This window comes from Arthrobacter sp. SLBN-83 (assembly GCF_006715285.1).
GTDB lineage: Bacteria > Actinomycetota > Actinomycetes > Actinomycetales > Micrococcaceae > Arthrobacter.
This window is the reverse complement of sequence record NZ_VFMX01000001.1, coordinates 4,327,635-4,347,400: the sequence shown is the minus strand read 5'-3', so window position 1 is coordinate 4,347,400 and position 19,766 is coordinate 4,327,635. Positions and strand designations below refer to the sequence as shown.

General features: G+C 66.2%; 21 protein-coding genes and 1 tRNA gene. 14 read left to right on the top strand and 8 right to left on the bottom strand.

Annotated elements, in window-relative coordinates; all coding sequences use genetic code 11:
* Positions 1 to 12: 12 nt before the first annotated feature.
* Positions 13 to 192 carry a glycine zipper 2TM domain-containing protein gene (locus FBY30_RS20320; RefSeq protein ID WP_142134662.1) on the bottom strand — a complete coding sequence of 60 codons (180 nt, stop codon included), beginning with the start codon at positions 190 to 192 and terminating at the stop codon, positions 13 to 15.
* A gap of 47 nt (positions 193 to 239) precedes the next feature.
* The gene (locus FBY30_RS20315) at positions 240 to 1,463 is read right to left on the bottom strand and encodes a multidrug effflux MFS transporter (RefSeq protein ID WP_235009518.1); all 1,224 of its coding nucleotides are present in this window, start codon (positions 1,461 to 1,463) and stop codon (positions 240 to 242) included.
* Between the two features lie 180 nt (positions 1,464 to 1,643).
* Between FBY30_RS20315 and FBY30_RS20310 the strand changes: the two genes are divergently transcribed.
* The 6 genes from FBY30_RS20310 to FBY30_RS20285 all read left to right on the top strand — a co-directional run bounded on the left by FBY30_RS20310 (position 1,644) and on the right by FBY30_RS20285 (position 6,903).
* Complete coding sequence (locus tag FBY30_RS20310) at positions 1,644 to 2,495, top strand: phage holin family protein (RefSeq protein ID WP_142134658.1); 852 nt, start codon at positions 1,644 to 1,646, stop codon at positions 2,493 to 2,495.
* Between the two features lie 83 nt (positions 2,496 to 2,578).
* Entirely contained in the window at positions 2,579 to 3,202 is a 624-nt protein-coding gene (locus FBY30_RS20305; RefSeq protein ID WP_142134656.1) for a CDP-alcohol phosphatidyltransferase family protein, read from the top strand.
* Positions 3,202 to 4,110 carry a DMT family transporter gene (locus FBY30_RS20300; protein ID WP_142134654.1) on the top strand — a complete coding sequence of 303 codons (909 nt, stop codon included), beginning with the start codon at positions 3,202 to 3,204 and terminating at the stop codon, positions 4,108 to 4,110. The genes FBY30_RS20305 and FBY30_RS20300 overlap by 1 nt, the downstream gene beginning before the upstream one ends.
* A gap of 109 nt (positions 4,111 to 4,219) precedes the next feature.
* A complete protein-coding gene (locus FBY30_RS20295; RefSeq protein ID WP_142134652.1) occupies positions 4,220 to 5,416 on the top strand; it encodes a glycosyltransferase in 1,197 nt (398 codons plus the stop codon).
* A gap of 74 nt (positions 5,417 to 5,490) precedes the next feature.
* Positions 5,491 to 5,564: transfer RNA gene (locus FBY30_RS20290), tRNA-Ile, on the top strand.
* A gap of 148 nt (positions 5,565 to 5,712) precedes the next feature.
* Positions 5,713 to 6,903, top strand: coding sequence for an acyl-CoA dehydrogenase family protein (locus tag FBY30_RS20285; RefSeq protein WP_142134650.1), 1,191 nt, complete (start codon positions 5,713 to 5,715; stop codon positions 6,901 to 6,903).
* Positions 6,904 to 6,990: 87 nt separating this feature from the next.
* Here FBY30_RS20285 and FBY30_RS20280 read toward each other — a convergent pair whose 3' ends face one another.
* Positions 6,991 to 7,572 carry a M23 family metallopeptidase gene (locus tag FBY30_RS20280; RefSeq protein ID WP_142134648.1) on the bottom strand — a complete coding sequence of 194 codons (582 nt, stop codon included), beginning with the start codon at positions 7,570 to 7,572 and terminating at the stop codon, positions 6,991 to 6,993.
* Between the two features lie 448 nt (positions 7,573 to 8,020).
* On the opposite strand from FBY30_RS20280, the gene rpsB reads away from it, so the two are divergent.
* From rpsB to FBY30_RS20250, 6 genes are all read left to right on the top strand, one after another.
* Positions 8,021 to 8,866 (top strand): 30S ribosomal protein S2, encoded by an 846-nt coding sequence (gene rpsB, locus FBY30_RS20275; RefSeq protein WP_142134646.1) that lies wholly within the window; start codon positions 8,021 to 8,023, stop codon positions 8,864 to 8,866.
* Between the two features lie 126 nt (positions 8,867 to 8,992).
* A complete protein-coding gene (gene tsf / locus FBY30_RS20270; protein ID WP_142134644.1) occupies positions 8,993 to 9,829 on the top strand; it encodes a translation elongation factor Ts in 837 nt (278 codons plus the stop codon).
* Positions 9,830 to 9,978: 149 nt separating this feature from the next.
* A complete protein-coding gene (gene pyrH, locus FBY30_RS20265; protein WP_043452869.1) occupies positions 9,979 to 10,716 on the top strand; it encodes a UMP kinase in 738 nt (245 codons plus the stop codon).
* Between the two features lie 130 nt (positions 10,717 to 10,846).
* Positions 10,847 to 11,404 (top strand): ribosome recycling factor, encoded by a 558-nt coding sequence (gene frr / locus FBY30_RS20260; RefSeq protein WP_043452867.1) that lies wholly within the window; start codon positions 10,847 to 10,849, stop codon positions 11,402 to 11,404.
* Positions 11,404 to 12,324: a phosphatidate cytidylyltransferase gene (locus FBY30_RS20255; protein ID WP_142134642.1), complete on the top strand. Its 921-nt coding sequence runs from the start codon at positions 11,404 to 11,406 to the stop codon at positions 12,322 to 12,324. The genes frr and FBY30_RS20255 overlap by 1 nt, the downstream gene beginning before the upstream one ends.
* Positions 12,325 to 12,442: 118 nt before the next feature.
* Positions 12,443 to 13,027 (top strand): DivIVA domain-containing protein, encoded by a 585-nt coding sequence (locus tag FBY30_RS20250; RefSeq protein WP_142134640.1) that lies wholly within the window; start codon positions 12,443 to 12,445, stop codon positions 13,025 to 13,027.
* A 33-nt stretch (positions 13,028 to 13,060) separates the two neighbouring features.
* On the opposite strand, the gene FBY30_RS20245 is transcribed toward FBY30_RS20250, so the two are convergent.
* Genes FBY30_RS20245 through FBY30_RS20225 form a run of 5 tightly spaced genes read right to left on the bottom strand, consistent with a single transcriptional unit; the run spans position 13,061 to position 17,570 of the window.
* Positions 13,061 to 13,777, bottom strand: a complete 717-nt coding sequence (locus tag FBY30_RS20245) for a hypothetical protein (RefSeq protein ID WP_142134637.1) — start codon at positions 13,775 to 13,777, stop codon at positions 13,061 to 13,063.
* Positions 13,778 to 13,796: 19 nt separating this feature from the next.
* Positions 13,797 to 15,263 carry a sodium/solute symporter gene (locus tag FBY30_RS20240; RefSeq protein ID WP_142134635.1) on the bottom strand — a complete coding sequence of 489 codons (1,467 nt, stop codon included), beginning with the start codon at positions 15,261 to 15,263 and terminating at the stop codon, positions 13,797 to 13,799.
* 7 nt (positions 15,264 to 15,270) lie between these two features.
* Positions 15,271 to 15,642: a DUF485 domain-containing protein gene (locus tag FBY30_RS20235; RefSeq protein WP_142134633.1), complete on the bottom strand. Its 372-nt coding sequence runs from the start codon at positions 15,640 to 15,642 to the stop codon at positions 15,271 to 15,273.
* Positions 15,639 to 16,355: a LytR/AlgR family response regulator transcription factor gene (locus FBY30_RS20230; protein ID WP_142134631.1), complete on the bottom strand. Its 717-nt coding sequence runs from the start codon at positions 16,353 to 16,355 to the stop codon at positions 15,639 to 15,641. Before FBY30_RS20230 ends, FBY30_RS20235 begins: the two co-directional genes overlap by 4 nt.
* A 33-nt stretch (positions 16,356 to 16,388) precedes the next feature.
* Positions 16,389 to 17,570: a sensor histidine kinase gene (locus FBY30_RS20225; protein ID WP_142134629.1), complete on the bottom strand. Its 1,182-nt coding sequence runs from the start codon at positions 17,568 to 17,570 to the stop codon at positions 16,389 to 16,391.
* A 184-nt stretch (positions 17,571 to 17,754) separates the two neighbouring features.
* Here FBY30_RS20225 and FBY30_RS20220 point away from each other — a divergent pair, with 184 nt between their 5' ends.
* On the top strand, positions 17,755 to 18,135 hold the full coding sequence (locus tag FBY30_RS20220) for a DUF485 domain-containing protein (protein WP_142134627.1): 381 nt from the start codon (positions 17,755 to 17,757) through the stop codon (positions 18,133 to 18,135).
* Positions 18,132 to 19,748 carry a solute symporter family protein gene (locus FBY30_RS20215; protein WP_142134625.1) on the top strand — a complete coding sequence of 539 codons (1,617 nt, stop codon included), beginning with the start codon at positions 18,132 to 18,134 and terminating at the stop codon, positions 19,746 to 19,748. Before FBY30_RS20220 ends, FBY30_RS20215 begins: the two co-directional genes overlap by 4 nt.
* Positions 19,749 to 19,766 lie beyond the last annotated feature (18 nt).

Below are 19,766 nucleotides of genomic sequence, written 5' to 3'. Positions count from 1 at the left end.
CAGCAGGTGCTGTCAGCGGCGGTTGCGGCGGCCCGGATTTACCCGGTACAGGAGTGCGGCACCCGCCAGTGTTCCCAGGATGATGCCCCAGGCGGGGTTGCCCATGGCACGGCCGGCAAAATAGCCGACGACGGCGCCAAGCACCGCGCCGAGGAAGAGTCCCCTTCCATTACGGTGCGGTCTGCGGGCCATGTTCTGCCTTCCTGGTGCCTGGCGTGCGGTCAATGGAGTGTAGGTACTCAGTGGATCGAGGGTACCGTGCGCGGCCGGACCACCAGCCACAGGGCCCCAATGGCCACCAGGATGCACGCCGCCTGGACTGCTCCCATGGGCGCGGCGCTGGTGATGCCCACCCAGCCCACCACGGGGGAGATCAGCCCGGCCATGAGGAACGTGGCCGCGCCGAGGAGGGATGCCGCGGTTCCCGCCTGGGAGGCATGGCTTGCCAGGGCCAGCACCTGGACGCAGGGGAACATGAAGCCGGTGCCCAGGATGTAGAACCACAGGGGCACCATGACGCCCCACAGCCCCAGGCCCAGCCGGTCGAACACCACGATCAACAGGGCCATCAGGAACATCCATGCCGTGGCGGCGGCCAGGATCCATTGCGGCGGGACAATCCTGATCAGCCGTGAACTGGTCTGCACGCCCGCCACGATGCCCAGGGAGTTGATGCCGAAGAGCAGCCCGTACTGCTGGGCCGAAAACCCGAAGACGTCCTGGAACAGGAACGGGGAGGCCGACAGATACGTGAAGAGGCCGCCGAAATTGAAGCCGGCCACCATGAGCAGCCCCACGAAGATCCGGTCGCTGAAGAGCGCCTTGTAGCGCTGCCTGGCCGTCATGCCGCTCTGGCCCCGCTTCTCCGGCGGAAGCGTCTCCCGCACCAGGAGCAGGGCGGCCACGATGACCAGCGTCCCGTACGCGGCCAGGAACACGAAGATGCCGGGCCACGGCATCACCAGGAGCAGTTGTGAGCCGATCACCGGCGCCAGGATGGGCGCCAGGCCGTTAACCAGGGCCATCCGCGAGAACATCCGCACCATGGCATACCCGGAGAACAGGTCACGCACCATGGCCATGGCCACCACGCCGCCGCCGGCTGCGCCCACACCCATCAGGACACGGAACACCCCCAGGGTGGCGATGTCAGTGGACAGGGCGGCGCCCATGGACGCGGCAATGTGCAGCGCGGTGGCAAGGATCAGCGGAGTCCGTCGCCCGAACTTGTCACTGAACGGCCCCACCACCAACTGGCCAAACGCGAAACCGACAGTAGTGCCGGCCAGGGTGAGCTGGACCTGCGCCTCGGTCACCCCCAGGCTTGCCTCCAGCGCGGGGAAGGCAGGCAGGTAAAGGTCGATGGTGAACGGGCCAAGGGCCGTCAAGGCGCCCAAGAGGAGGATGTAAAGGAGCTTGCGGCGGCGGCTCAGCAGGTCGCCCGGATTGGGGGGATTGGTCACGGAGAACAATCCTAGGCCCCGCCCGGACGGTTTTTGCATCGTTGTAGGCCGCGCCGTCCGGCAAGCCCCCAAGTTCGCCCTGAACCTGAATGGTAGTTTTGGTGGCGTGGACTGTGCGGCTGCACATTTCCGCAATAAACGGAAGCAGTATCGACCCATGAAACCAGTAAGGCGGAACCGATGAGCGGACGTCACAGCGGGCGTACCAGCCCGGGATTGCGTATCACTGCGCTGCCCGGAACGGCAAGACTCCTTTTCCGGTTGGCCCCCCGCCAGCTCAACGACGAGATCGCCTTCGCCAAGATCGAACTCAAGCGCAAGGGCATCCAGGTGGGGGTGGCCGCCGCCTTCTTCGCTGTGGCGCTCCTCTTCCTGGCGCTCCTGGTGGTCGGCCTGATCGTTGCTGCGATCATGGGCCTGGCCACCATCATGCCCGCCTGGCTGGCAGCCCTCCTGGTCTCCGCAGCCTTCCTGCTGATAGCGCTCGTCGGCGGACTGGTTGGCCTCGCGAGGTTCAAGAAGGCCATGCCGCTGATGCCCGAGGAAACCATCCGTGGCATCAGGCACGATATCGGCGTTGCCCGGGAAGGCTCCGCCTTCAACCCCGCCATCCTGGATCCGGAGAGCCCGGAGGCAAAGGCTGCGAAGGCAGCCAAGGCCGAGGCCGCTGCCAAGGCAAAGGCCGAAAAGGAAGCAAAGGCCGCCCGGGAGCAGCAGGAGTTCCCGCACGCGTCCGAACCCGAGCTTGCGCGCCGCCTGAGCCAGCGCAGGCACCACCTCACCGAGGTCCGCGACGAACTCGGTACCGAACTGGACTTCAAGACCCAGGCCCGGTACCTGCTGGCAGCCGCACAGGTCAAGGCGCGCGAAGGCCAAGTGCTGGCGCAGCACGGCGTGGACGCAGCGGGCGAACGCTTCGCGGCGTTGTCCGGCTCCGCGGACCTGTCCAGGCGCTGGAAGCCGCTGGCAGCCTTCGTAGCCGCAGGAACCGTCCTGGTTGTCCTCCTCCGCAGGCTGTTCCGTTCCAACTAGGCTGCTGCTCCAAAAGCACTGCCTGGTACACAAGGAATTACTGAACACCGCGCTCCGGCGCAGCAGGAAAGGAGAGGGGACGGGTGAAGTTCATTGGTGCAGGCGCCCGCCCCGGCCGTCCCCAGGTGGACCACGACCTCGTGTTCACCATCCCCAACCTGCTCACCGTGGTGCGGTTCATGGGTGTTCCGCTCTTCATGTGGCTCGTCCTGGCCCAAAAGGAATACGGTGCCGGCGTGATCGTCCTGGCTGTCATGGCAGGCACGGACTGGATCGACGGCTATATTGCCCGGCGCTTCGACCAGGCCTCCAAGCTCGGCAGGGTCCTCGACCCCATCGCCGACCGGCTTGCCCTGCTGGCCGTGGCGTTCACCCTGGTGATTGCCGGCGTCGTGCATTGGCTCTACCTGGCCGCGCTGGTAGTGCCCGATGCCGTGTTGCTGGCCCTGACGCTCTCCTTCTTCCATGGCCACCCGGACCTCCCCGTCAGCGTGGTGGGCAAGGTGCGCACCGGTCTGCTGCTCCTGGGCACCCCGCTGCTGGTCCTCTCCCGCCTGGATACCGGCGCTTCTGACCAACTCTTCGCAGCCGCCTGGGTGGTGTTGGGCCTGGGCCTGATCGGCCACTGGATTGCCGCCTGCAACTACTTCTGGGCCATCCTGCGAAAGGGCAGGGAACTGAAACAGCACGACGGCGGGAACGGCTGATGGTGTGGCTAGCCGTCGGCCTGGCGGTGCTTGGCGCGTTCTGCCTCGCCCTGGGTGCCCAGCGCCAGGGCAGCGCTGTCAAAGCCGACACCGGCGGGCTTGCCCTGAGTTCCAACGGCTTCCTGCGCCTGCTCCGCAACCCCCGGTGGATGTTCGGGCTCCTGCTGCTCTGCACCGGGATGGCCATGAACGCCGTGGCCCTGGTGTCCGCGCCACTCACGGTGATCCAGCCCATCGGCGCCATCGCCCTGGTGATCACCACCGTGGTCAACGCCCGCGACCAGGACCTGACCATCAACCGCGCCACGGCCGTCTCCATCGGCGCCTGCGTCACCGGCTCGGCACTCTTTGTCCTCCTGGCGGTCAACGTCACCCAGGAAAGCCACCATGTCAGCCCGGAGGACGAGCTCACCATCGTGCTGCTGCTGGCCCTGGCCGTGGGGCTGTTCGGCACCCTGGCAGTGACGTTCAAGCACCGCATGAACGCGTTCATCTACATCCTGGGCGCCGGTATCCTCTTCGGCTTCGTGGCGGTCCTCACCCGGATCATCGGCAAGCACCTCCTGGACCCCAACGGCCTCTTCCTGCTCAACGTCCAGTGGTACTCGGTGGTGGCCATCATCGCGGCCGGCGGCCTGGGCTCGTGGTTCGTGCAAAGCGCATACTCCACGGGACCGCCGGACCTGGTCATCGCCGGGCTCACCGTGATCGACCCCATGGTGGGCATTGCCATCGGCATCATCATCCTGGGCGAACTGCGTCCCGACGTCCATGCGGTCATGGCAATTGCGATGGGAACGGCTGCCTGCCTTGCTATCGTTGGGGTTATCGCCCTTTCCCGGCACCACCCGGAGGTCACCAAGCGCAAGAAGGACGCGCGCAAGGCCGCCGGCAGGCCGTCCCACTAGCCCATTTCTTCCAGATCCCAAACCCCACGAGGCCTGAGCCCATGCGCCACCGGCCAACCGTGCTGTCAGTTCCATGCTGTCCGCACCGTGACCATCAGGAGTACTCCCCATGACCACGCCAGCCGACCAGCGTCCCCTGACCATTCTCATCGCCGCCGACACCTATCCGCCGGACGTCAACGGCGCTGCCCAGTTCGGATACCGCCTGGCGAAAGGCATGACTGCCAGGGGCCACAACGTCCATGTCCTGGCGTCCCGCGACAGTAAGGGAAAGAGCTTCACCGAGTTCCGCGAGGAAGCAACCGTGCACCGGCTCCGCTCGCACAAGGCGTTCACCCACGAAAGCTTCCGCCTCTGCTTCCCGTGGGAAATCAAGAAGGAAATCACGCTCCTCTTCGACCGGGTGAAGCCCGACGTCGTGCACATCCAAAGCCACTACATGATTGGCGAGCACGTGCTTTACGAGGCCGTTAAGCGCGGCGTCCGGATCATCGCCACCAACCACTTCATGCCCGAGAACCTCAACCCCTTCCTGCCGTTCCCGCAGTGGTTCAAGGACATCATTGGGCGGGTCTCCTGGAAGGACATGGGCAAGGTCATGGGCCAGGCGGATGTGGTCACAACCCCCACGCCGCTTGCCGCCCGTGCCATGCACGAACACGCCTTCCTGCGGAAGGTGCTGCCGTTGTCCAACGGCATCGATTCCGCTGCCTATGAGCTGCAGCCCGGCGAGCACATCGAGCCGCATGCCCACCCCACCGTCCTGTTCGCCGGGCGGCTTGCGGAGGAGAAGCATGTGGACGTGCTCATCGAGGCCATCGGCAAGACGCCGCCGGAGCTGAACGTCCATCTGGAGATCGTGGGCGGGGGAGAGGTGCGCCCTGCACTGGAGGACCTGGTGCGTCGGTTGGGACTCACCAGCCGGGTCAAGTTCCTGGGCCTTGCCAGCGACGACGAACTGCGCACCGCGTACATCCGGGCGGACCTGTTCTGCATGCCCGGAACGGCTGAGCTGCAGTCCCTGGTCACCCTGGAAGCCATGTCCGCCTCCACCCCCGTGGTCCTGGCCGACGCCATGGCCCTGCCGCACCTGGTGCGCGACGGCGAGAACGGCTACCTCTTCACGCCCAACGACAGTGACGACCTCGCCAAGAAGATCACCCAGGTCCTGGAGCTTCCCAAGGACCAGCAGCGCGCCATGGGCCGGGCCAGCCGGCAGATGGTGGAGCCGCACAGCCTCCAGGGAACGCTGCAGACCTTTGAGGACCTGTACCGGGGCGCCACCTACGAGGACAAGGTGGTCTGAACCCGTTCCCGGGTTTGCTAGAGTGTTTTTGCCCTGCCGGGGCGTGGTGTTCCACGACGTATCCGCAGGGATTGGGGGCTATAGCTCAGCTGGTTAGAGCGCGGGACTCATAATCCTAAGGTCCTCGGTTCAAGTCCGAGTAGCCCTACCGAACAGCAGGAAGAACCGCGGCCGACAGCTTTCGTCGGCCGCGGTTCTTCTTGGTTAACCCCGACCCCTGCGGTAAGTTACTGCCCAGTAACATTCCGTGCCCGGTTCCGCGGCACGGCCAGCGCTGAACACCAAAGAAGGTACCCATGGCAACCTCCGCAGCCGAGTCCCACGAGCTTCCCTACGCCGACGGCGACTTCTTCGCCTTCGAGCAGCTTCTGTCCGGCAAGGAACAGGACAGGCTCGCCGAGGTCCGCGACTTCCTGGCGCGCGAGGTCAAGCCCCTTGCCGTGGACTGCTGGAACCGCGGGGAGTTCCCCATGGACCTGGTGCCGAAGTGTGCAGCCCTGGACCTGGTCAGCCCGGTCCGCCGGCAAGGTTACTCCAACCTCTTCGCCGGCATGCTGCACGCGGAGGTCACCCGCGCCGACGCGTCGATCGCCACCTTCCTGGGCGTGCACGACGGGCTGTTTACCGGGTCCATCGAGCTGCTGGCATCCCAGGAGCAAAAGGACGAGTGGCTGCCCGACATCTACGCCTTCAAGAAGATCGGCGCCTTCGGCCTGACCGAGCCGCTGGGCGGCAGCGACGTGGCCGGCGGTACCCGTACCACGGCGCGAAGGGACGGTGGCAACTGGATCCTCAACGGAGCCAAGCGGTGGATCGGCAACGCCACCTTCTCCGACTGGGTGGTCATCTACGCCCGCGACGTTGCCGACAACCAGGTCAAGGGCTTCCTGGTGGACACCACGCTTGATGGATTCAGCGCGACAAAGATCGAAAACAAGATCTCCCTGCGCACCGTCCAGAATGCCGACATCGTCCTCACGGACGTGGTGGTCCCGGACCACTTCAAACTGGCCAACGCCAACAGCTTCCGCGACGTCAACAAGGTGCTCAAGGCCACCCGCCTGTCCGTTGCCTGGCAGGCCGTCGGGCTCCAGCTGGCCGCGTTCGACGTTGCCCGCCGCTACGCTGTGGAGCGGCATCAGTTCGGCCGGCCGCTCGCCTTCTTCCAGCTCATCCAGGACCAGCTGGTCCGGATCCTGGGCAATACCGTCAGCTCCATGGGCATGATGGTCCGCCTCTCCCAGCTGGAGGACGAAGGCGCGGCCAAGGACGAACAGTCCGCCCTGGCAAAGGCCTTTGCCACGGCACGCATGCGGGACAGCGTGGCCCTGGGCCGCAGCATCCTGGGCGGCAACGGCATCGTGACCGACTATGAAATGGCCAAAATTTTTGCCGATGCCGAAGCCATCTACTCGTACGAGGGCACCGCTGAAATCAACACCCTGGTGACGGGCCGGGCCATCACCGGCATTTCGGCCATCGTCTAGCCAGCCGCATTCCAACCAGCCACCGTCCAGTCAGTCATCGGCCGGCCCCGGCACGCTTCATGGGGCAGCATCATCCGTTCCCGCGGCCTATGGCGGTCCGGGCAGTGGAAGCAGGATGGACGGGCGAAGGTCCAGGACGAACTGCAGGGGATTGACATAGTCCTCTCCCTCCCGCACTCCCCAGTGCAGGCACTGGGCCGCCGGGCAATGTCCGGGGACGGCGGTCCCGATCACCTGGCCGGCCGCCACGGTGGACCCCGCAACCAGCGTGCTCTCCACCGGTTCGAAACTGCTGCGCAGCCCGCCGCCATGGTCGATGGTGATCACGGGACGGTCCACCACCACGCCCACGAAACTGACCGATCCGGCCGCCGGTGACACAACCTGTGTTCCTGCCGTGAAATCCAGGTCCACGCCGCGGTGCCCGCTGAGCCAGGGCTTGGGTGGGGGATCGAAGCCCCGCAACACCGGCGGACGCGGCGCCAGCGGCCAGCGCCAGGAGGGCCTGGCAGCCACCCCGGCAGCCGCCGTCGTCCTTTCCTGCTGAATGGTGCTGGATTGGGCCCCGGAGGGCTGCGCGCCGGCTGCGGTGTACTGGAAGGCCGGGCCGGGGGAGGCCACGGACGCCGGCAGCAGCAGGAGCGCGGCCAGGAGGACTGGTGGTTTCATCCCACCAGCCTGCCCGGCTGAGTCCGGAGCGGGCAGGGCCGGTTCCGGCTATGTGGACAACGCCTCCGACGGGGTGCTTTCCTGTCCGGCGGCCGGGGGTGCCTGTAGTACACTTGATGGAGCAGTTTGCTGCGCCCTCAACGCTTCCCGTCCCAGTGGTTCACCTCCGCGGTGCATTGCCCTGTCCGGATTGCGTCGGCACATCTCATTCAGGAGTGTGGGGGAGCAGCGGCTGACTACGCGCATCCAGCCCTCCGGCAGGCGACGCCCCGCGTCGTCCATGGAGGACCGCACTTCCTGCGGTCAGGCTTTGTTCCTGATGGGAAGAACGGTGGATGCCAGGAGCACGGCCCAACCGGGCCACGCTAATCAACCGTCAACTATTGGCAGGGTAAGAAGCCTCCGGGTTTTCTCATGAATGACCTGCCGGAAAATAAGGAGCGCCGGAATGCCCGTCGTAACCATGCGCCAGCTGCTTGACAGCGGCGTCCACTTTGGACACCAGACCCGCCGTTGGAACCCGAAGATGAAGCGCTTCATCTTCACCGAGCGCAACGGCATCTACATCATCGACCTGCAGCAGTCGCTGTCCTACATCGACCGCGCCTACGAGTTCGTCAAGGCCACTGTTGCCCACGGCGGCACCGTGCTCTTCGTTGGCACCAAGAAGCAGGCCCAGGAAGCAATTGCCGAGCAGGCAACGCGCGTGGGCCAGCCCTACGTCAACCAGCGCTGGCTCGGCGGCATGCTGACCAACTTCCAGACGGTTGCCAAGCGCATCCAGCGCATGAAGGAACTCGAAGAGATCGACTTCGACGACGTCGCCGGTTCCGCTTACACCAAGAAGGAACTGCTGCTCCTCAAGCGCGAGCTCACCAAGCTGGAGTCCAACCTGGGCGGTATCCGCAACCTGACCAAGGCACCGTCCGTGCTGTGGGTTGTCGACACCAAGAAGGAACACCTCGCCGTTGACGAGGCCAAGAAGCTGAACATCCCGGTTGTGGCCATCCTGGACACCAACTGCGATCCCGACGAAGTTGATTTCCCGATCCCGGGCAACGACGACGCCATCCGCTCCGTGAACCTCCTGACCCGCGTGGTTGCCGACGCCGTTGCTGAGGGCCTGATCGCCCGCAACAACCGCGGCACCGGCACCACCGAGGCTCCGGAAGAGCCGCTGGCCGAGTGGGAGCGCGAGCTCCTCGAAGGCAGCAAGGCAGAAGCCGCCGCCGCTCCGGCCGAGAACGCTGAGGCTCCGGCTGCCGCCGAGGCTCCCGCCGAAGACGCCAAGTAAGACACTCAAATCCGGATTCTCCGCGCTGTCCGCAGCCGGAGCTGCTGACAGGATGGCAGCCCACCCCGTGGGCTGCCGTCCTGTCGGTCCGTACACCACCACACATTTCTAGACAGAGGGGTTCACATGGCGAACTACACTGCCGCGGACATCAAGGCCCTGCGCGAGCGCACCGGCGCCGGCATGATGGACGTCAAGAAGGCTCTTGACGAAGCCAACGGTGACGCCGAGAAGGCCACCGAGATCATCCGCATCAAGGGCCTCAAGGGCGCTACCAAGCGTGAAGGCCGCTCCACCGCTGAGGGCCTCGTGGCCGCCAAGGTCAGCAACGGCGTCGGCGTCATGATCGAGGTCAACTGCGAGACCGACTTCGTTGCCAAGGCTGACAAGTTCATCCAGCTGGCCGACAAGGTCCTGGCCGTCGCCGTCGAGTCCGGCGCTGCCGACCTCGACACCCTGCTGGCCACCGACGTTGACGGTAAGCCGCTCTCCGAGGTCGTCGTCGAAGAAGGCGCCATCCTGGGCGAGAAGGTTGTTGTCCGCCGCATCTCCCGCATTGAGGGTGCAACGGTCGACGCTTACCTGCACAAGACCTCCAAGGACCTCCCGGCCCAGGTCGGCGTGCTGTTCGCTGTCGACGGTGAAGGCGAAGCCGCTGCTGCCGCCGCCCACGACGTTGCCGTCCACATCGCTGCCATGGCTCCGAACTACCTCACCCGCGAGGACGTTCCGGCCGAGCTCGTTGAGTCGGAGCGCCGCATCGCCGAAGAGACCGCCAAGGCCGAAGGCAAGCCCGAAGCCGCCCTCACCAAGATTGTGGAAGGCCGCGTGACGGGCTTCTACAAGGGTGAGGTCCTGGTTGACCAGGCATTCGCCAAGGACGCCAAAAAGTCCGTGGCACAGGTCCTCGAAGAGGCCGGTGTCAAGGGAACCGCGTTCACGCGCTTCCGCGTCGGCTCCTAGTCGAAACTGCAAGGGGTGGCCACTTCGGTGGCCGCCCCTTTTGCATGCGCCCAAACCACTGGAAGTCCGGTCCATGTGGTGCGCAGCCGGTTCCGACCACCGGATCCGGCAGGATACCCTTTTTTCAGAGTCATCAACGGGAAGGCATCATGGAAGCCGTCAACACTGTCACGCATTCAGAGAAGAGCCGGCGGCGCGTCCTCCTGAAGCTCTCCGGCGAGGTCTTCGGCGGCGGAAAACTGGGTGTCGACCCCGAAACCGTCCGCGACGTTGCCAAGCAGATCGCAGCCGCTGTCCCGCAGGTGGAAGTGGCCATCGTGGTGGGCGGCGGCAACTTCTTCCGCGGCGCCGAACTGTCCCAGAGCGGCATGGACCGCTCCCGGGCCGACTACATGGGCATGCTGGGAACGGTCATGAACTGCCTGGCCCTGCAGGATTTCCTGGAGCAGGCAGGCGTTGAAACCCGCGTGCAGAGCGCCATCACCATGGGGCAGGTGGCCGAGGCCTACATTCCGCGCCGTGCCATCCGGCACATGGAGAAGGGCCGCGTGGTCATCTTCGGCGCCGGCGCAGGCCTGCCGTACTTCTCCACGGACACCGTTGCCGCCCAGCGCGCCCTGGAAGTGCACGCCGACGTGGTCCTCATGGCCAAGAGCGGAGTGGACGCCGTCTACACCGCCGACCCCAAGAAGGACCCCACCGCGGAGCGCCTGGAAACCCTCAGCTACGACGACGCCCTGCGCCGCGACATCCGCGTCATGGACCAGACCGCCATGACCATGTGCAAGGACAACAACCTTTCCATGGTGGTCTTTGGCATGGAGGGCGAAGGCAATGTCACCCGCGCCATCCTTGGCGAAAAGCTGGGCACCCTGGTCACCGCCTAGCTGCGGCTAGGATGATTTCAGGACAGTTCCGTCCCCGCCCTTGCCGGCGGGGACGGAAAACAGCAACCAAGAACCACGTGCGTGCAGATAACCGGCGCCCCGGACCGCACCAGAACCGTCAGGAGAGACCGTGATCGAAGAAACCTTGCTCGAAGCCGAAGAAAAGATGGACAAGGCGGTTGAGGTAGCCAAGGAAGACTTCGCTTCCGTCCGCACCGGCCGCGCCAACCCCGGCCTGTACAACAAGGTCCTGGTGGACTACTACGGTTCACCCACGCCCCTGCAGCAACTGGCTTCCTTTGCCATCCCGGACGCCCGGACCATCCTGATCACCCCGTTCGACAAGTCCGCCATGCGCGACATCGAGCGTGCCCTGAGCGATTCCGAGGTCGGCGCCAACCCGTCCAACGACGGCAACGTCATCAGGATCACCATTCCTGAGCTGACCAAGGAACGCCGCAAGGAATACGTCAAGATCGTCAAGACCAAGGGCGAGGACGCCAAGATCTCCATCCGCAACATCCGCCGCAAGGCCAAGGAGACGCTGGACCGCCTGGTCAAGGACGGGGAGGCCGGCGAAGACGAGGGAAACCGCGCCGAGAAGGAACTGGACAGCCTCACCAAGGCCCACGTGGACGGCATCGACGAGCTGCTCAAGCGCAAGGAAGCAGAGCTGCTCGAAGTCTGATGGGCCAGGCAGATCAGGCCCCCACACCCAGGGCGCGCACACGGGGGAAGCAGCCCAGGAGCAACCCGACACCAAAGGCCGGGCGGAACCTGCCCGCCGCCGTCGTGGTGGGCCTTGCCATGCTCATCGCCGTCCTGGGCGGGCTGCTGTTCCTCCCGCTGGTTTTCGTCGCCATCGTCACGGCCTTCGCCGTGTTCGGCGTCTGGGAAATCTACCGGGCGCTGGAAGCAAACGGTACAAGGATGCCGATTGTTCCGGTCATGACCGGAACCCTGGCCATGCCGGTCGCCGCCTACTTCGGCGGGATCGAGAGCCAGCTCTTTGCCCTGCTCCTGAGCGCCGTGGCGGTCCTGGTGTGGCGCTCCATTGAAAGTGCCGCCGGATCCGCGAACAGTATTTTCGCCGGCGTCTTCACCCTGGGCTGGGTGCCGTTCTTCATCAGCTTCGCCGCGCTGCCGCTGCATGCCGCCGGCACAACACCGCTGGGACTCTGGCCGGGCGGCATGGCGCCCATCGGAGCGTGGGAGATCGCGGTGATGCTGCTGCTGGTGGTATCCAACGACACCTTCGGCTACCTGGTGGGCGCGTCAATCGGCAAGCATCCCATGGCTCCGAAGATCAGCCCCAAGAAATCCTGGGAAGGGTTCGCCGGCTCCGTGGCGGGCGCCATGCTGATCGGCATCCTCGCAGCCCTTTTTGTGCTGGACAAGCCGTGGTGGGTCGGCGCTGTGCTGGCCGTGGGAACGGTGGCAGCCTCCACTGCCGGCGACCTCGCTGAATCCATGGTTAAGCGTGAGCTGGGCGTCAAGGACATGAGCAGCATCCTGCCCGGACACGGAGGCGTGATGGACCGCCTGGACTCCATCGTGTTCGCCGCGCCCGTGGCCTTCATCCTGTACGGACTTGTGGCCGGCGCCTAGGTCCCTCCGGCCCGGCGCACCCGGGTATTGACACAAACGGGGTCCGGGGGGCGCACCGGGTCCGGCACCCTAAACTGGTGCGGAAGCACTACGGCTGAAGAGCATTGAAGGAATCGAAGTGGCATTGGACATTCATCGGCAGATCCCTGCGTCCTTTGAGCGCGTGCAGCGCACCGAGTACGGCTACAACGCCAAGCAGGTGGACCAGTTCCTCCAGCGGGCACGGGTTTCCCTGGAAACGCCCGAAGCTGCAACCGAGCCCGTCAACAGCTCCGACGTGCGGGCAGTGTCCTTCGATCCCGTCAAGGGCGGCTACTCGGCGGCCGTGGTGGATGCCGCGCTGGATCGGCTTGAGGATGCCTTCGCCCGCCGGGAGCGGGATGAATTGATCGCAGCGCGGGGCGAGGAAGCCTGGCTGCGCGAAATCGGAAACCTGTCCGGCATCCTCCGGGGACGGCTCCACCGGCCGGACGGCGACCGCTTCCGCCGGCCCAGCAAGAAGAGGGGGCGCAGCTACAACACGGACGACGTCGACCGGCTGTGCCACGAGCTCATCGCCTACCTTGAGCAGGACAAGCCGCTGAGCGTGGACAGTGTGCGGCGCGCAGTCTTCCGCCCAGCCGTGGGCCAGGAAGGATACGAGGAATCCCAGGTGGACGCCTTCCTGGACCGCGTCGTGGAACTGATGGCAGCCATCGACTGACCCGCCCCTGCCGGAGGCCCTGCACCCGTACGCTCAATTCCCGGATGGCGATGTGGGCGACGGCGGCGTGGGGGACAGGGGCTTGAAACGGCGCCACACATCGCGGTAGCTACGGTACCCGCGGACCGCGGACGCAGCCAGGAACACAGCCCCGCACACTGCACCCGTCACCGCCGCCGGTGCCGTACCGGCGCCCGCCAATGTCACCAGCAGGCCCGCCAGGATGGCAATCAAGGCAGCGTTCGCCGTCGTCATGAAGATCATGCTGCTGCCCGCCACGTGGCTGAAGCTGCCGCGGTTGCCAAAGAAGTAGTAGGTCTGCACGGAGCCGGCCTCGTCGTCGTGGTGGGAGGCCATCAAATACGGCGCCACCCCGGGATCAAGGTCCACGTAGCCGGCCCGCAACCTGTTCATGGCCGTCACGTACATGAGGTCCTCGTGGGCCACGTTGTTCACCCGTAGCTGGGTCAGGAGGCCGATTGCCGCGTCGATGAACAACACCACCACTGCCAGCAGGACGAACGCATCCGAAAACCCGGTTGCCTGTCCCACCAGCGCCACACTGACCACGCTGGCAGAGGTGAAGGTGAGGAACATGCTGATGCGGGTCAGCACCTCCGCCTGTGCCGTGCTGCGGGACGCCAGCAGGCCCCAGTGTTCCGTGGCGAGGAGTTGGGCCCGCACGGAGGCCGGGACCGCGCTGTCCTGCTGGAAGCCGTGCTGGTGGGACGCGCCGTCCTCGATGGACATAGCGTTATTGTCCTCCCGATCACCGTTCGGTTGCCAGTGGCCGTTCCGGGGTGTGCAGCCGGGTCATGATCCTCGGCATGGTGGCCGGGATCCGGCTGGCGGTGGCCCGTGACACGATGACCATCACGGCGAACGCGGCGGGCACGCTCCAGGCCGCCGGCTGAGCCAGCCAGGCCGGCGTCGGGCCCGCACCGGGGAGGGCTCCGGCGATCATTGCCCCGCCGCAGAGCAATCCGCCGGTCACCATCCCGGCAATGGCGCCGGCATCGGTCAGGCCACGCCACCAGATGCCCAGCAGCAGGACCGGACACACGGTGGAGGCCGTGAAGGCGAACACCAGGCCGACGCTGCCGGCCAGTGCCAGGGAACCGGTCATGAAGGCAAAGCCAAGGGGCACGACGGCGGACACGACGGCTGCGAGCCGGAACCCGCGGACGCTGCCGCCCAGGACGTCCTGGCTGATGACGCCGGCCAGGGACACTACTAGTCCGGACGTCGTGGACAGGAAGGCGGCAAACGCCCCGGCCACCACCAGGGCGGTGAGCAGGTCGCCGGCCACCCCGCCGACGAGTTCGCCGGGCAGCCGCAGGACCATGGCGTCCGGCTGCCCGGACCGGGCGAGGTCCGGGGCGAACATCCGGGCCACCAGGCCGTAAGCACTGGGGAAGAGGTAGAACACTGACAGCAGGCCCAGGACGATCAGCGTGGTGCGGCGAGCTGAGTGCCCGTCCGGGTTCGTGTAGAAACGCACCAGCACGTGCGGCAGGCCCAGGGTGCCGAACAACAGCGCCACCAGCAGGGACACGTTCTGGTAGGGCCCGGCCGGCGCCAGGCCCGTGGGGTTGACGGCCGGCGGGGCTTGCGCCTCGGCCCCGTTCCCGGCCAGCACGAAGATGATGAACAGGATGGGTACGGCCAGGGCCGTCAGCTTGAGCCAGTACTGGAAGGCCTGGACAAAGGTGATGGAGCGCATTCCGCCCGCCACCACCGTCAGGCACACCACCACCACGACAGCCACGGAGCCCACCCAGGACGGCAGGCCCGTGGCGATATGGATGGTCAGCGCGGCGCCGTGGAGCTGCGGCACGATGTACAGCCACCCCACCATCACCACCACCAGGCTGGTGACCCGCCGCACCGTCCGGGAGGCGAGCCGGGACTCCGTGAAGTCCGGGATGGTGTAGGCCCCCGACCGGCGGAGCGGGGCGGCCACGAAGAGCAGCAGCATCAGGTACCCGGCCGTATAGCCCACGGGGAACCAGAGCGCGTCGGTCCCGGACAGCAGGATGAGGCCGGCCACGCCCAGGAAGCTGGCGGCAGACAGGTACTCCCCGCCGATCGCCGATGCATTCCACCAGGGCCGCACGGTCCGCGAGGCGACGTAGAAGTCTCCCGTGGTGCGGGAGATCCGCAGCCCGTAGAACCCGATGATGGCGGTGGCGAGGGACACCACGGTGACGGCGGTGATGGCGACGCCGGCATTCACCCCTGCATCACTGTTCCCCCGCCAGGTCCCGGTACCGTGCCTCGTTTCGGGCCGCCGTCCTGACGTACAGCCATGCGCTCAGTCCGATCACCGGGTAGATTCCGGCGCCCAGCAGCAACCAGCCAAAGGGGATGCCGGCGATGCGGGCGTCGGCGAGGCCGGGAACCACCACAAGGATCAGCGGGAACGCGGCAAGGATCAGCAGGAAGCCACCCGCCACCACCAGGGCCAGCCGCAGCTGGGACCGGATCAGCGAACGGACGAACACCTGTCCAACGTCGGACTCCTGCGCTGCTTCGCGCGACTCCAGGGGCTTGGATGAGCCGCGCACCGGAATCCTCGGCGCCGCGTGCGGGGCCGTGACCCGGACCCGGGTCATGCGTGCGGCCTGATGCGGGTGGCCTCCAGCTTCTCCCGCACGATGGGCAGGTGCCGGCGGCTGATGGGCAGGCCGGCTCCGGCCACCGTCACGCGCGGCCCGTCCGCCGCCAGCTTCATGGAGGAAACATGCTTCAGGGCCACAAGGTAGGAGCGGTGGGTGCGGATGAAACCTGCGTCTGCCCACTGCTGTTCCAGGTCGGCCAGTGGCACCCGGATGAGGTAGCTTGCGTCGGCGGTGTGCAGCCGCGCATAGTCCCCCTGGGCCTGGACGTACGTGACGTCGTCGCGGCGGATCATCCTGGTGGTCCCGCCCTGGTCCACGGTGATCATCTCCGGTGCCGCCCCGCCGTCGCGCAGTTCACTGATCCGTCCCACGGAACGGGCCAGGCGCTCGGAGCGCACAGGCTTGAGCAGGTAGTCCACGGCGGCGAGTTCGAAGGCCGCGAGGGCGTGGTCCTCGTCAGCGGTGACAAAGACGACGGCGGGCGGGTTGCTGCTCCGGGCGATGGCGCCGGCAATATCCAGGCCGGACACGGCGGGCATGTGGATGTCCAGGAAGACGGCGTCGATGCTGCCGGCGGACAGGGCCGTAAGTGCCTCGGCGCCGGACGTGGCCCGCAGCACCTTTCCGATGCGTTCGTCCCTGCCCAGCAGGAAAGCCAGTTCCTCAACGGCGGGCAGCTCATCATCAACGACGAGGACGTTAATCATTCTCCTAGGGTACTTCCAGGGACAGCGGGCGTTTCACGCATCGTGCCCGGGCTGGGACTTGGGCACCCGCATGGTGATGAGGGTCCCCTCTCCGGGCGCCGTTTCCACCACCAGCCCGTGGTCGTTGCCGTACACCTGGCGGAGGCGGGCATCCACGTTTCGCAGTCCCACATGGTCCCCATCGGTGTGACCCGCAAGGACCGACCGGAGCTGCTCCGGATCCATCCCCACGCCGTCGTCCTCGATGGTGACCTCAGCGAAGGCACCCGCGTCCTCCGCCGTGATGCTGATGTGGCCGGGCCCCGCTTTGGCTTCAAGCCCGTGCCGGACGGCGTTTTCCACCAGCGGCTGGAGGCTGAGGAAAGGGATGACGGTACTCAGCACCTCCGGGGCTATGCGCAGGCTGACCTGGACCCGGTCACCGAACCGGGCCCGCTCCAGGAGCAGGTAGCGGTCGATGCAACGCAGCTCTTCGGCAAGCGTGGTGAAGTCGCCGTGCCGCCGGAACGAATAGCGGGTGAAGTCCGCAAACTCCACCACCAGTTCCCGTGCCCGCTCCGGGTCCGTGTTGATGAAGGACGCGATGGCGTTGAGCGAGTTGTAGATGAAGTGCGGGCTGATCTGGGCGCGCAATGCCCGGACTTCCGCTTCCATGAGCAGCGTGCGGGAAGCGTCCAGTTCGGCCAGTTCCACCTGGACGGCCACCCAGTCCGCCACTTCCCCCGTCGCCCTGACCAGGCCTGCCCCCGCAGAAGGGGCAAAGGCGGCCACGGCACCTACCACGTGGGTGCCCGCCCGCACTGGGGCGATGACGCCGGCAAGGTGGCCCCCGGTTCCTTCCCCTCCCGCGGGGAGTACGGCTGTCCGGCCCGAAGCAAGGACATTCGCGGCAAGTTCCATCAGGCGCGGCTTGATGTCCTCGCCGCCGCCGTCCCAGGCCAGCACGCCCGAGGTGTCCGTGATCGCCAGGGCATCGCAGGCAAGCAGGGCGCGGAGCTGGCGGCTGGCCTTGGCGGCTCCGGCGGGGTTCAGGCCGCGCCGCAGGTGCTGCCCGGCCTGGGAGGCCGCGTGGAGCGTGTGGTAGGTGGCGCGTTCGGCGTCGGTGCCCAGCTCACGGAAGGAACGGAGCACCTTCAGGCCCACGCCGACGACGACGGCAATGGCCATGGCGATCACCGCCACTGCCGCGGCGGTGAGGAGGGGGGAGTCCGGCATGGTGCCCAGCGTAGCGGCGGGCGCCGCTTGCCGCAGCATCGCAACCGTTGAGCGACGGTGGGGGATGATGTGCTGGAACACGGGCGGGACTGGACGGCAAAGTGATTGGTGTCACATCTGCGGTGCCCCTGCGTGATCAGGGCCTGCCGCCCGGTGTGTTCCGGCAACTCAATGAGGAGGAACGATGGGTAACGATGCCCATACTCCGGACGCAGCGGCGTCCGTGGACTTTGAACAAGTCCAGTCGACCGGGCAGTTCCAGGAATTGCGCAAGCGTCACCGCAGCTTTGTCTTCCCCATGGCAGTGGCCTTCCTGCTGTGGTACTTCGCGTATGTCCTGCTTGCCGACTACGCGGTGGGATTCATGTCCACCAAGGTCTGGGGCAACATCAACATCGGCCTGATCCTGGGCCTGCTCCAGTTTGTCTCCACCTTCGCCATCACCGGCTGGTACGTGCACTACTCCAACAAGCGGCTGGATCCCATCGCCTCGGAAATCAGGCACGAGATCGAGGAGCATGAATTCGATAGGAACGGAAACCGAGTGGGCGGAGCCAACAAATGATCGCAATTCCCGCAGCGGTGGACGTCGCCGCCCTCAAGGACACCACCCTGCTGAATATGGGCATCTTCGGCCTGTTCGTGGCCGTGACCATGGTGATCGTGTTCCGTGCCAGCCGCAACAACAAGACCGCCGCCGATTACTACGCGGCAGGACGGTCGTTCACCGGCTCGCAGAACGGCACCGCCATTGCCGGCGACTACCTGTCCGCAGCATCCTTCCTGGGCATCACCGGGGCCATCGCCATCAACGGATACGACGGGTTCATGTACTCCATCGGCTTCCTGGTGGCCTGGCTGGTGGCGCTGCTGCTGGTTGCTGAACTGCTGCGCAACACCGGCAAGTTCACCATGGCGGACGTGCTGTCCTTCCGGCTGAAGCAGCGCCCGGTCCGGATCGCCGCCGCCATCTCCACCCTCGCCGTGTGCTTCTTCTACCTGCTGGCCCAGATGGCCGGCGCGGGAAGCCTGATTTCCCTGCTGCTGGGCATCAGCGACTGGGGCGGACAGGCCCTGGTGATCATCGTCGTCGGCGCCCTCATGATCATGTACGTCCTGATCGGCGGCATGAAGGGCACCACCTGGGTCCAGATCATCAAAGCCATGCTGCTGATCGCCGGTGCCGCCGTCATGACGCTCTGGGTCCTGGCCATCTACGGCTTCAACCTCTCCGCCCTGCTGGGCGGCGCCGTGGAGACCGCCAACAACCCGGCGGTCCTCAACCCGGGCCTGCAGTACGGCAAGACCGAAACCTCCAAGCTGGACTTCATGTCCCTGGGCCTGGCCCTGGTGCTCGGCACGGCAGCCCTGCCGCACGTCCTGATGCGCTTCTACACCGTCCCCACGGCCAAGGAAGCACGCAAGTCCGTGGTCTGGTCCATCTGGCTGATCGGCCTGTTCTACCTCTTCACCCTGGTGCTGGGATACGGAGCCGCGGCCCTGGTGGGGGCGGACACCATCAAGTCCGCACCCGGCGGAGTTAATGCCGCAGCCCCGCTGCTGGCGTTCCACCTGGGTGGCCCGCTGCTGCTCGGGTTCATCTCGGCGGTCGCGTTTGCCACCATCCTGGCGGTGGTGGCCGGCCTGACCATCACGGCCGCGGCATCCTTTGCCCATGACATCTACGCCAACGTCATTGCCAAGGGCAAGGCCGACGCTGCCACTGAAGTCCGGGTAGCCCGCCGCACCGTGGTGGTGATCGGCATCCTGGCCATCCTGGGCGGCATCTTCGCCAACGGCCAGAACGTGGCCTTCCTGGTGGCGCTCGCATTCGCGGTAGCCGCTTCGGCGAACCTGCCCACCATCATCTACTCGCTGTTCTGGCGGAAGTTCACCACCCAGGGCGCCGTGTGGAGCATGTACGGCGGCCTGGCCTCCGCGATCCTGCTCATCGTGTTCTCCCCAGTGGTCTCGGGATTGAAGACCTCGATGATCCCGGGCGCCAACTTCGCCCTCTTCCCGCTTAGCAACCCGGGCATCGTGTCCATCCCGCTGGCCTTCTTCCTGGGCTGGCTGGGTACCACCCTGGACAAGCAGAAGGAGGATGCCGCCAAGCAGGCCGAGATGGAAGTCCGGTCGCTCACGGGCATCGGAGCCGAAAAGGCCGTGGACCACTAAATAGCGCACCACTGCAAA